At 65.5% G+C, this 11656-nt stretch carries 9 protein-coding genes; 8 read left to right on the top strand and 1 reads right to left on the bottom strand.

Annotated features, from left to right (window positions below; all coding sequences use genetic code 11):
* Window positions 1-2 precede the first annotated feature (2 nt).
* The 7 genes from murC (at window position 3) to lpxC (ending at window position 7901) form a co-directional block, all read left to right on the top strand.
* A complete protein-coding gene (gene murC, locus ACIGJB_RS14460) occupies window positions 3-1430 on the top strand; it encodes a UDP-N-acetylmuramate--L-alanine ligase (RefSeq protein WP_483730447.1) in 1428 nt (475 codons plus the stop codon).
* Window positions 1427-2410: a D-alanine--D-alanine ligase gene (locus tag ACIGJB_RS14455; RefSeq protein WP_483730446.1), complete on the top strand. Its 984-nt coding sequence runs from the start codon at window positions 1427-1429 to the stop codon at window positions 2408-2410. Before murC ends, ACIGJB_RS14455 begins: the two co-directional genes overlap by 4 nt.
* Before the next feature lie 33 nt (window positions 2411-2443).
* Window positions 2444-3325: a cell division protein FtsQ/DivIB gene (locus ACIGJB_RS14450; RefSeq protein ID WP_483730445.1), complete on the top strand. Its 882-nt coding sequence runs from the start codon at window positions 2444-2446 to the stop codon at window positions 3323-3325.
* On the top strand, window positions 3322-4554 hold the full coding sequence (ftsA, locus tag ACIGJB_RS14445; RefSeq protein WP_483709421.1) for a cell division protein FtsA: 1233 nt from the start codon (window positions 3322-3324) through the stop codon (window positions 4552-4554). Before ACIGJB_RS14450 ends, ftsA begins: the two co-directional genes overlap by 4 nt.
* Window positions 4555-4728: 174 nt before the next feature.
* Window positions 4729-5922: a cell division protein FtsZ gene (gene ftsZ, locus ACIGJB_RS14440; protein ID WP_483709419.1), complete on the top strand. Its 1194-nt coding sequence runs from the start codon at window positions 4729-4731 to the stop codon at window positions 5920-5922.
* Window positions 5923-6323: 401 nt separating this feature from the next.
* Window positions 6324-6830: a redoxin family protein gene (locus ACIGJB_RS14435; RefSeq protein WP_483730444.1), complete on the top strand. Its 507-nt coding sequence runs from the start codon at window positions 6324-6326 to the stop codon at window positions 6828-6830.
* Window positions 6831-6983: 153 nt separating this feature from the next.
* The gene (lpxC, locus tag ACIGJB_RS14430) at window positions 6984-7901 is read left to right on the top strand and encodes a UDP-3-O-acyl-N-acetylglucosamine deacetylase (protein ID WP_483730443.1); all 918 of its coding nucleotides are present in this window, start codon (window positions 6984-6986) and stop codon (window positions 7899-7901) included.
* Between the two features lie 33 nt (window positions 7902-7934).
* On the opposite strand, the gene ACIGJB_RS14425 is transcribed toward lpxC, so the two are convergent.
* Window positions 7935-8468 (bottom strand): DciA family protein, encoded by a 534-nt coding sequence (locus tag ACIGJB_RS14425; RefSeq protein ID WP_483730442.1) that lies wholly within the window; start codon window positions 8466-8468, stop codon window positions 7935-7937.
* Window positions 8469-8774: 306 nt separating this feature from the next.
* Here ACIGJB_RS14425 and secA point away from each other — a divergent pair, with 306 nt between their 5' ends.
* Window positions 8775-11552, top strand: coding sequence for a preprotein translocase subunit SecA (gene secA / locus ACIGJB_RS14420; RefSeq protein ID WP_483730441.1), 2778 nt, complete (start codon window positions 8775-8777; stop codon window positions 11550-11552).
* Window positions 11553-11656 lie beyond the last annotated feature (104 nt).

Raw genomic sequence — 11656 nt, 5'->3', positions numbered from 1 at the left:
CAATGAAGCATATCGTCAAGAACATCCACTTCGTAGGCATCGGCGGCGCCGGCATGAGCGGCATCGCGGAGGTCCTGCTGAACCTGGGCTACAAGGTCTCGGGTTCCGACCTGGGCAGCAATGCCGCCACGCGGCGCCTGGCCTCGCTCGGCGCCACGGTCATGCACGGGCATGACGCGGCCCATATCGCCGGCGCCAATGCCGTGGTGGTTTCCACCGCCGTGAGCGGCGACAACCCCGAAGTGCTGGCCGCCCGCGCCAAGCGCATCCCGGTGGTGCCGCGCGCGCTGATGCTGGCCGAGCTGATGCGCCTGAAGCAGGGCGTGGCCATTGCCGGCACGCACGGCAAGACCACCACCACGAGCCTGGTGGCCTCCGTGCTGGCTGAAGGCGGGCTCGACCCGACCTTCGTGATCGGCGGCCGTTTGAATTCCGCCGGCGCCAACGCGCGCCTGGGCACCGGCGACTTTATCGTGGCCGAGGCGGACGAATCCGACGCATCGTTCCTCAACCTGTTCCCGGTCATCGAGGTCATCACCAATATCGATGCCGACCACATGGACACCTACGGGCACGACTTTGCGCGGCTCAAGCAGGCGTTCATCGAATTCACGCAGCGTCTGCCGTTCTACGGCATCGCCGTGCTGTGCGTGGATGACCCGAACGTGCGCGAGATCCTGCCGTTCGTGTCCAAGCCCATCGTGCGCTATGGCTTTGCCGAAGACGCGCAGATCCGCGCGGTCAACGCGCGCGCGGTCGACGGCCAGATGCACTTCACCGTGCTGCGCCATCTAAACGGCCATTCGGAGCCGCCGCTGGACATCGTGTTGAACCTGCCGGGCCTGCACAACGTGCAGAACGCGCTCGCCGCGATCGCCATCGCCACCGAACTCGAAGTGCCCGATGCCGCCATCGTCAAGGCGCTGCGCGAATTCCACGGCGTCGGCCGCCGCTTCCAGCGCTACGGCGAAGTCGCCACGGCCGATGGCACCGGCACCTTCACGCTGGTGGACGACTACGGCCACCACCCGGTGGAAATGGCCGCCACGCTGGCTGCCGCGCGTGGCGCGTTCCCGGACCGCCGCCTGGTGCTGGCGTTCCAGCCGCACCGCTTCACGCGTACGCGCGATTGTTTCGAGGATTTCGTCAAGGTGCTCGGCACCGTTGATGCGCTGCTGCTGGCCGAAGTCTATGCCGCCGGCGAAGCACCGATCGTCGCGGCCGATGGCCGCGCGCTGACCCGTGCCCTGCGTGTGGCAGGCAAGGTCGAACCTGTATTCGTGGAGCAGATGGAAGAAATGCCGCAGGCCATCATGAGTGCCGCCCGGCCCGGCGATGTGGTCGTGACCATGGGGGCCGGCACGATCGGCGCGGTGCCGGGACAAGTGGTCTCGCACCAGCAGCCGCTGCAGGCGGGAGGTGCGGCATGAGCTTCGTTGCCAATCCCAAGATCGACCCGAAATCGCTCGGCAAGGTCGGCGTGCTGTTCGGCGGCCGCTCGGCCGAGCGCGAGATCTCGCTGATGTCCGGCAAGGGCGTGCTGGCCGCGCTGCAATCGCGCGGCGTGGACGCGCATGGTTTCGATCCGGCCACGCAAGGCGTCGCCGAACTGGCCGCGGCCGGCTTTGACCGCGTCTTCATCGCGCTGCACGGCCGCTACGGCGAAGACGGCACCATGCAAGGCCTGCTGGAGCAGCTCGGCGTGCCATACACCGGCAGCGGCGTGCTGGCCTCGGCGCTGGCCATGGACAAGGAAGCGACCAAGCGCCTGTGGATGACGCATGACCTGCCGACGCCGCGCTTTGCCATGCTGCACGCCGACACCGACTTCGATGCCGTGGTGGCCGACCTTGGCCTGCCGCTGATCGTCAAGCCGGCGCGCGAAGGGTCGTCGATCGGCCTGAGCAAGGTCACCGACGCGTCGCAGATGCGCGAAGCGTTCGAGAAGGCGGCCGCGCTCGACAACGACGTCATTGCCGAGACCTTTGTCGACGGCGCCGAGCTGACTTGCCCGCTGGTGGGGGAGGGCGCCACGGCCGAAGCATTGCCGGTGATCCGCATCGTCGCGCCGGATTCGAACTATGACTATCAAAATAAGTACTTTACTGACGATACCCAATATCTGTGTCCGTCAGGCCTGAGCGCCGAAGTCGAGCGCGAGGTGCAGCAACTGGCGGTGCAGGCCTACCGCGTGCTGGGCTGCCGTGGCTGGGCGCGCGCGGACGTGATGCTGCGCGCCGACGGCAAGCCTTTCCTGCTTGAAATGAATACCTCGCCGGGCATGACCGGCCATTCGCTGGTGCCGATGGCCGCGCGCGCGGCTGGCATCAGCTACGAGGATTTCGTCATGCAGGTGGTGGCTGCCGCAACGCTGGATCTGCATCCGAACGAACACTGGAAACCCGAATAACCCTGGCAAGACCGTACCGGACGAACTCGCACCATGTGGCACAACGCTCGCCTGCTCAACCTGATCGCCTCCGCGCTCTACGCGCTGGTGGCGCTGATGGCGCTCGCGGCCGGTCTGCTGTGGCTGGCGCAGCGGCCCGTGTTCGCCATCACGCATGTCGAGGTGGCGCCGATGGACGGCGGCGCGCTGCGCCACGTCAACGCGCCCAGCGTGCGCTCGAACGCAGTGGGCAAGCTGACCGGCAACTTCTTCACGCTGGACCTGAATGCGGCGCGCCAGGTGTTTGAGTCGGTGCCCTGGGTGCGGCGCGCCAGCGTACGGCGCGAATGGCCCAACGGGCTGACCGTCGAAGTCGAGGAACACGAAGCCCTGGGCACCTGGGGCCCCCCCGACAGCGGCAGGCTGGTCAACACCTATGGCGAAGTGTTCGTCGCCAACACGGCCGAGGCCGAGGAAGACGCCCAGCTGCTGGCGCTCGATGGTCCGCCGGACAGCGAAGGCGACGTGATCGAGAAGCTCGAGGTCATGCGCGAATGGTTCAAGCCGCTCAAGGCGGAGCCCATGGCGGTGGCGCTGTCCGGCCGCTATGCCTGGCGCACGAAGCTGTCGAACGGCATGGTCGTGGAGCTGGGCCGCGAGCAGAACGACGAAGAGCGTGCCGCGATGGAGCAGCGCGTGAAGCGTTTCGTTGCCGCGTGGCCGCAGGTCACCGAGCAGTGGGGCAAGCAGATCGACTACGTGGACCTGCGCTACCCGAATGGGTTCTCGATCCGCACCGCCAGCGCCCGGTTCCTGACCGACGCGCAGGCCGCGGCCGCGGCGAAAGCCAGGGCAGCAGGCACGGGAACCACAGCAACAGGTACTTCCAACAACAATCCGACGCGACTGAAGAGCAAGGCGGAGAAAACCCGATGAGCAAGGAATACAAGGACCTGTTGGTCGGTCTCGATATCGGCACCTCGAAGGTGGCGGCCGTGGTGGCGGAACTGCGCCCCGACGGCAGCTACGAGGTGATCGGGATGGGCCAGTCGGAATCCAAGGGTCTGAAGAAAGGGGTCGTGGTCAATATCGAGGCCACTGTGCAGTCCATCCAGAAGGCGCTCGAAGAGGCCGAGCTGATGGCCGACTGCAAGATTGCCGAAGTGTTCACCGGCATCGCCGGCAGCCATATCCGCAGCTTCAACTCCAGCGGCATGGTGGCCATCAAGGACAAGGAGGTCACGCAGACGGACGTGGCCCGCGTGATCGAGACCGCCAAGGCGGTCAATATCCCGACCGACCAGCAGATCCTGCACATCCTGACGCAGGAGTTCATCATCGACGGCCAGGAAGACGTGCGCGAGCCGATCGGCATGAGCGGTATCCGCCTGGAAGTGAAGGTGCATATCGTCACCGGCGCGGTCAGCGCGGCGCAGAACATCGTCAAGTGCGTGCGCCGCTGCGGCCTGGAAGTGCATGACCTGATCCTGCAGCCGCTGGCCTCGAGCCTCGCGGTGCTGACAGAGGACGAGAAGGAACTGGGCGTGGTGCTGGTCGACATCGGCGGCGGTACCACCGATATCGCCATCTTCAGCGAGGGCGCGATCCGGCATACGGCCGTGATCCCCATCGCCGGCGACCAGATCACCAACGACATCGCCATGGCGCTGCGCACGCCGACGCCGGATGCCGAGGACATCAAGATGCAGTACGGCATCGCCAAGCAGGCCATTGCCGATCCGGAAGACATGATCGAAGTGCCCGGCGTGGGCGACCGCGGCACGCGCACGCTGTCGCGCCAGGCGCTGGCGGCCGTGATCGAACCGCGCATCGAGGAACTGTTTTCGCTGGTGCACCAGGTGGTGCGCGAATCGGGCTACGAAGAGCTGCTGTCGTCGGGCGTGGTGATCACCGGCGGCACGGCGATGATGCCGGGCATGGTCGAGCTTGGCGAGGACATCTTCCTGAAGCCGGTGCGCGTGGGCGTGCCGGAATATCGCGGCAATTTGCACGAGGTCGTGAAGAGCCCGCGCTATGCCACGGTGATGGGCCTGCTACTTGAAGGACGCGTGCAACGCATGCGCGGACGCAAGGTTGCGGTGCAGAGCGGCTCGGTCAAGCAGGTGTGGGGCCGCATGAAGGAATGGTTTGTCGGCAACTTCTGACGCAAAGCTTGTCTGATGAAAAGGAAAGTCGCGCTGTCTTGACGATCGTGTCTACCACGGCAGAGATGGCGCGTTGATGGGAACAATTTCATTTAATCGGTTTCTTGTTCAGGAACCAGGGGTTGCGGCGGGGAGGCTGCAAAGTCTGGGGACTGATTTTTCTCGGAGGCAGTGATGGACTTTGACATGATCGAAACGGAAGTGATGGACGGCACCATCATCAAAGTGGTGGGCGTGGGCGGCGCGGGCGGCAATGCCGTGCAGCACATGATCAGCCGCGGCGTGCAGGGTGTGGAATTCATCTGCATGAACACCGACGCGCAGGCACTGAAGCGTTCGACCGCTTCGCGCGTGCTGCAACTGGGCAATTCCGGCCTGGGCGCTGGTGCCAAGCCGGAAGTCGGTCGTAACTGCGCCGAGCAGGCCCGCGAGCAGATCGCGGACGCACTGCGCGGCGCCCACATGGTCTTCATCACTGCCGGCATGGGCGGCGGCACCGGTACCGGCGCCGCACCGATCGTGGCGCAGGTGGCCAAGGAAATGGGCATCCTGACCGTGGGCGTGGTCAGCAAGCCGTTCGACTTCGAAGGCGCGCGCCGTGCCAAGGTGGCCGAACACGGTTCGAGCGAGCTGGAAAGCTCGGTTGATTCGCTGATCGTGGTGCTCAACGAGAAGCTCTTCGAAGTCATGGGCGATGACGCCGAGATGGACAAGTGCTTCCAGTGCGCGGACGACGTGCTGCACAACGCCGTGGCCGGCATCGCCGAAATCATCAACGTGGACGGCCTGGTGAACGTCGACTTCGAAGACGTGAAGACGGTGATGGGCGAGCAGGGCAAGGCGATGATGGGCACGGCCACCGTGTCGGGCGTGGACCGCGCCCGCCTGGCGGCCGAGCAGGCCGTGGCCAGCCCGCTGCTGGAAGGCGTGGACCTGTCCGGCGCGCGCGGCGTGCTGGTCAACATCACCGCCAGCCGTTCGCTCAAGCTGTCGGAAACCAAGGAAGTCATGAACACCATCCGCAGCTACGCCGCGGAAGACGCGACCGTGATCTTCGGTACGGTGTATGACGACGCCATGGGCGATGCCCTGCGCGTGACCGTGGTGGCCACGGGCCTGGGCCGTTCGGCCAAGAAGCAGCAGCCGATGACGCTGCTCAAGACCGGCACCGACAACATCCCGGTGCAGATGATGGCCGGCATGGCTGCCGCCGCCGTGCAGCACAGCTCGCCGGACTACAGCGGCCTGGATACCCCGGCCGTGTGGCGCAGCTCGCGTGAATCGGCGTCGGCCCACGTGGCCGCGCTGCAGGAGAAGGGTGTCGATACGTACGACATCCCGGCCTTCCTGCGCAAGCAGGCAGACTGAGCCGGGACGGCCGGATCCAGCATCGCAGGGCCGACCCCTGACGGCTTGCGCGTCCTTGTCGCAAAGCACGAGCGCTCCCTATCCGCGCGTGCCTTGCATGGACCGTGTAAACCGCCCGGGCTGCCGGTGATGCCGCGTCCGCGCTGAACCGCCTCCGTTCACATCCTGTCGCCGGGACGGGCGGCCGCTGGCCGCCTCCCGGACTGGTTCCCGCCCTCCCGGTCGGGATGTGCCGTCGTCCGCGCGGCGCGCTGCAAGGCGCGCCGCGCGGACGTTTTTGTAGCAAGCTGTATCGAATTGCCACCGGATGTCATCGGTCTTGGACGAGCGCGCCCGGGAGCCTATGATTGGCGGCAGGCTTTCCCCGCTTTCCCCTTCCTTTTGACAGGTTGCCAATCACCATGATCGCTGTCGGACAACGCGTCCCGGACGCCACGCTGCAAGAATTCTTCGATACCCAGAGCGAAGGCTGTTCGCTGGGTCCCAATGCGTTCCGCGTATCGGACCTGGTCAAGGGCCGCAAGATCGTGCTCTTTGCCTTGCCAGGGGCATTCACGCCGACCTGCTCGGCCAAGCACGTGCCTGGCTATGTCGCCGAGGCGCAGTCGCTGCGAGACGCGGGCGTGGACGAGGTCTGGTGCGTGTCGGTCAATGACGCCTTCGTCATGGGCGCCTGGGGCCGCGAGCAGCACACCGAAGGCAAGGTGCGCATGATGGCCGACGGAAGCGCAGAATGGACGCGTGCGCTGGGCCTGGACCAGGACCTCTCGGCGCGCGGCATGGGCGTGCGCTCCAAGCGGTACGCGATGGTGCTCGACGATGGCGTGGTGACCCACCTGCAAGTGGAAGCGCCGGGCGAATTCAAGGTCAGCAGCGCGGAATCCATGCTGGAGACGTTGCGCGGCTGACACAAATCCTCAGCTCTGTGTGCAGTATTTGCAACTTCGTGTGCCTCCATTAACACACCGACACAAAGAGGCTTAGCGGGATTTCCCTAGCAGTGGTAAAATCACTTAATCGACTAAGAAAACCTGATAGGTTTTAATAATATTGAGGCCGCCATGCTCAAACAGCGCACTATCAAGTCCCTGGTGAAGACGGTCGGTATCGGTCTGCACTCGGGTCGCAAAGTGACGCTGACCCTGCGGCCGGCCCCGGCTGGCACCGGTATCGTTTTCACCCGCGTGGACCTGCCCGAAGCCGTGGAAATTCCCGTGGCCGCCAGCGCGATCGGCGACACGCGCCTGGCGTCGGTGCTGCAGAAGGATGGCGCGCGCGTTTCCACGGTCGAGCATCTGATGTCCGCTTGCGCCGGCCTCGGCATCGACAACCTCTATGTCGACGTCGACGCCGAGGAAATCCCGATCATGGACGGCAGCGCGGCATCGTTCGTGTTCCTGCTGCAATCGGCCGGCATTGAAGAGCAGAACGCCGCCAAGCGTTTCATCAAGGTAAAGAAGGCCGTGGAAGTGCGCGAGGGCGACAAGCTGGCGCGCCTGGAACCGTTCTTCGGCTTCAAGCTGTCGTTCACGATCGACTTCCGCCATCCGGCGGTCGACAAGACTGGCCAGAACTTCGCGATCGACTTTGCCGACACCAGCTACGTGCGCGAGATCGCCCGTGCCCGGACCTTCGGCTTTGCGCATGAGGTCGAGGCGCTGCGTGAAATGGGCCTGGCCCGTGGCGGCAGCCTGGACAACGCGATCGTGCTGGACGAGCACCGCATGCTCAACAACGAAGAGCTGCGCTATGGCGACGAGTTCGTGCGCCACAAGATCCTGGACGCGATCGGTGACCTGTACGTCGTCGGCCATCCGCTGATCGCTTCCTATGTCGCGCACAAATCGGGCCACGGCCTGAACAACCAGTTGCTGCGCGCGCTGCTGGCAGACCAGGAAGCCTATGAACTGGTCACGTTCGACCGTGTCGAGGACGCACCCGCCGCGTTCCTGCCGCAGGTCCAGCCCGCGTTTGCCTGATTGCGGCAAGCGGTGGAAACAAAAAACCGGCCCTCAGGCCGGTTTTTTGTTTTTCGGATCTTGCCGATGATGCGACAGCAGGGTCTTCAATGCATCCTGCAGCGGCGATGGCGGCAAGCTGCGCGCCAGATCGTCCAGGCTGGCGAGCCCGACCGCCGACATCTGTCCGTTGGTCCGCGGCCGCACCACGGGGCCGGTGTCCCAGTCGCTGTGGCGCGTCGCCTCAGGTTGTACCCGTACCCGGATTGCCGTCACCTGCGAGCCCCGCTCCTGCAGGCGGGTCAGCAATGTCGGCACGACCTGGCGCACCCGCGCGGCGGCCGCGCCGTGCGCGGCCAGCAACAGCAGGACCTGTTCCTGTTGCGGTCCGCGGCCATCGCGCTTGACTCCGGCGACGGCAATGCCGTTGCGCATGGTCGGCGGCAGCAGCGACAGCACCTCCGCTTCCAGCGAGGCGAGTTCCCGCGCGGTCTGCATCAGCGCGGAAACCGGGCCGGCCTTGGCCAGCCAGTCGTTCAGGGGCTTGGCCGCCGGTGTCTGCAGGGCGTGGTGGGTGAACAGGCGCATGCGGGCATTCTAGCAAGCCGGCCCCTGGCGCGCCCCGGATTGCCGGCCCATGTGGAGGGCCAGCCACGCCCGCGGAAGCGCACTTCCGGGGGCCTCCGATTGAACCTTGCCGATCCATCCCGATCTGCAGATAAATCCACGTCCCGCCGGGACCCGCGCGGCTTTGGCACGACGGCACTTCCCGTCCCGGCCGCGACCCCGGCACATGATAAACTCGGCGTTTCGCGCCAATCTATCCATGCCTGGCACGGCTGGGGCCGCCCGTACGCGGGTCGCCGGACCGGTCCGCGCAGGTGAAAGCACTCGATGATCACGGGCCTTCTCAAGAAAGTCTTCGGCAGCCGCAACGAGCGGCTGATCAAACAATACCGCCGCACGGTGGAGCAGATCAACGCGCTGGAGCCCAAGTTCGAGCAGCTCTCCGACGACGACCTGCGCGGCATGACGGAGACCTTCCGGCAGCGCCACGCCGGCGGCGAATCGCTCGAATCGCTGCTGCCCGAGGCCTTTGCCGTGTGCCGCGAAGCGAGCAAGCGCGTCATGAAGATGCGCCACTTCGACGTGCAGATGATCGGCGGCATGGTGCTCAATGACAACAAGATCGCCGAAATGCGCACCGGCGAGGGCAAGACGCTCACCGCGACGCTGGCCGTGTATCTCAATGCCATCACCGGCAAGGGCGTGCACGTGGTGACCGTCAACGACTACCTGGCCCAGCGCGACGCCGAGTGGATGGGGCGCCTGTACAACTTCCTGGGCCTGTCGGTGGGCGTGAACCTGTCGCAGATGGCGCACGACCAGAAGCAGGCCGCGTACAACGCAGACATCACCTACGGCACCAACAACGAGTTCGGCTTCGACTACCTGCGCGACAACATGGTCTATGACCCGTCGCAGCGCGTGCAGCGGCCGCTCAACTACGCGATCGTCGACGAAGTGGACTCGATCCTGATCGACGAGGCCCGCACCCCGCTGATCATCTCCGGCCAGGCCGAGAACCAGACCGACCTCTACCAGCGCATGAACGGCATCCCCCGGCTGCTGGAGCGCCAGATCGGCGAGGAAAAGGCCGACGGCACGGGCGTGGAGAAGCCGGGCGACTATTTCGTGGACGAGAAGGGCCACCAGGTCTACCTGACCGAGGCCGGCCACGAGAAGGCGGAAGAGATCCTGGCCCAGCAGGGCCTGATCGGCGAGGGCGAGTCGCTCTACGCGCCGCAGAACATCACGCTGATGCACCACCTGTACGCCGCCCTGCGCGCGCACAGCCTGTTCCACCGTGACCAGCATTACGTGGTGCAGAACGACGAAGTCGTCATCGTCGACGAATTCACCGGCCGCCTGATGACGGGCCGCCGCTGGTCCGACGGCCTGCACCAGGCCGTGGAGGCCAAGGAAGGCGTGTCCGTCCAGCAGGAAAACCAGACGCTGGCGACCATCACCTTCCAGAACTACTTCCGCATGTACACCAAGCTGGCCGGCATGACCGGCACGGCCGATACGGAAGCCTACGAATTCCAGGAGATCTATGGCCTGGAAGTGGTGGTGATCCCGACCAACCGCCAGGCCCAGCGCAAGGACCTGCAGGACCAGATCTACAAGACCTCGACGGAGCGCTACGCCGCCGTGGTGCGCGATATCCGCGACTGCTTCGAGCGCGGCCAGCCGGTGCTGGTCGGCACGACCTCGATCGAGACGTCCGAATACCTGTCGGACCTGCTCAACAAGGAAAAGCTGCCGCACCAGGTGCTCAATGCCAAGCAGCACGAGCGCGAGGCCGAGATCGTGGCCCAGGCCGGCCGCCCGAAGATGATCACCATCGCCACCAACATGGCGGGCCGCGGTACCGACATCGTGCTCGGCGGCAATGTGGAGAAGCAGGCCGGGTTCATCGAGGTGGACGCGAACTTGTCCGACACCGACAAGGCTGCGCGCATCCAGCAGCTGAAAGACGAATGGCAGTCGCTGCACGAACAGGTCAAGTCCGCGGGCGGCCTGCATATCGTCGGCACCGAGCGCCATGAGTCGCGCCGTATCGACAACCAGCTGCGCGGCCGTGCCGGCCGCCAGGGCGACCCGGGCTCGTCGCGCTTCTACCTGTCGCTGGACGACCAGTTGCTGCGCATCTTCGCGGGCGACCGCGTGCGCGCCATCATGGAGCGCCTGAAGATGCCCGAGGGCGAGCCGATCGAAGCCGGCATCGTCACGCGCTCGATCGAGTCGGCGCAGCGCAAGGTCGAAGGCCGCAACTTCGACATCCGCAAGCAGCTGCTGCAGTACGACGACGTGGCCAACGACCAGCGCAAGGAAATCTACAAGCTGCGCAACGACGTGCTGGAAGCCAATGACGTCGGCGAAATGGTCAAGAACCTGCGCGAAAGCGTGCTGATCGAGCTGTTCCGCGAGCACGTGCCGGCCGAGACCATGGAAGAGCAGTGGGACATCACTGGCCTGGAAGCGCGCCTGCGCGACGATTGGGGCCTGGAGCTGCCGCTGGCACAGACCATCGAAGGCGCCCAGAGCATCGAGGACGAGCAACTCCTCGACATGATCCTGAAGGCCGCCGAGGAACGCTACGAAGGCAAGGTCGCCATCGTGGGCCGCGAATCGTTTGCCGGCTTCGAGCGCTCGGTCATGCTGCAGAGCATCGACACGCACTGGCGCGAGCACCTGGCCGCGCTGGACCACCTGCGCCAGGGCATCCACCTGCGCGGCTATGCGCAGAAGGACCCGAAGCAGGAGTACAAGCGCGAGTCGTTCGAACTGTTCGCGCGCCTGCTGGACGTGATCAAGAACGAAGTCACGCGCGTGACCTTCAACGTGCAGATCCAGTCGCCGGAAGAGCTGGAACAGGCTTCGGAGCAGATCGAGGAAGGCCTGTCGCACCTGGAGAACGTGCAGTACAAGCACGACGAGTTCGCCGAGGGCCGCGAGCCCGTGGAAGACGCGCCGTCGCCGCGCACGGGCGCCGCCGTGGCTGCTGCGGAAATGGCAGCGGCCGGGATGGCCAAGGTGGGCCGCAACGATCCTTGCCCGTGTGGTTCGGGCAAGAAGTTCAAGCAGTGCCACGGCAAGCTGAGCTGAGCCTGGCGCCAGCCGGACCATGCACGACAGCCCTGGCCGCCACGGCGCAAGGGGCGAAGAAGTAACGACATGCCCGCGCCAAGCGGGCATGTTCGTCTGACGAC

This window comes from Cupriavidus sp. C2SS-8b, assembly GCF_057073745.1.
This window is presented reverse-complemented; position numbering and strand designations above follow the sequence as displayed.

What these genes read in the sequence shown, in the direction of transcription:
- secA (WP_483730441.1), top strand. Translation starts at nt 8,775, where the DNA reads ATGATCACGGGCCTTCTCAAGAAAGTCTTCGGCAGCCGCAACGAGCGG.
- ACIGJB_RS14450 (WP_483730445.1), top strand. Translation starts at nt 2,444, where the DNA reads ATGTGGCACAACGCTCGCCTGCTCAACCTGATCGCCTCCGCGCTCTAC.
- ftsA (WP_483709421.1), top strand. Translation starts at nt 3,322, where the DNA reads ATGAGCAAGGAATACAAGGACCTGTTGGTCGGTCTCGATATCGGCACC.
- ACIGJB_RS14425 (WP_483730442.1), bottom strand. Translation starts at nt 8,468, where the DNA reads ATGCGCCTGTTCACCCACCACGCCCTGCAGACACCGGCGGCCAAGCCC.
- murC (WP_483730447.1), top strand. Translation starts at nt 3, where the DNA reads ATGAAGCATATCGTCAAGAACATCCACTTCGTAGGCATCGGCGGCGCC.
- lpxC (WP_483730443.1), top strand. Translation starts at nt 6,984, where the DNA reads ATGCTCAAACAGCGCACTATCAAGTCCCTGGTGAAGACGGTCGGTATC.
- ACIGJB_RS14435 (WP_483730444.1), top strand. Translation starts at nt 6,324, where the DNA reads ATGATCGCTGTCGGACAACGCGTCCCGGACGCCACGCTGCAAGAATTC.
- ftsZ (WP_483709419.1), top strand. Translation starts at nt 4,729, where the DNA reads ATGGACTTTGACATGATCGAAACGGAAGTGATGGACGGCACCATCATC.
- ACIGJB_RS14455 (WP_483730446.1), top strand. Translation starts at nt 1,427, where the DNA reads ATGAGCTTCGTTGCCAATCCCAAGATCGACCCGAAATCGCTCGGCAAG.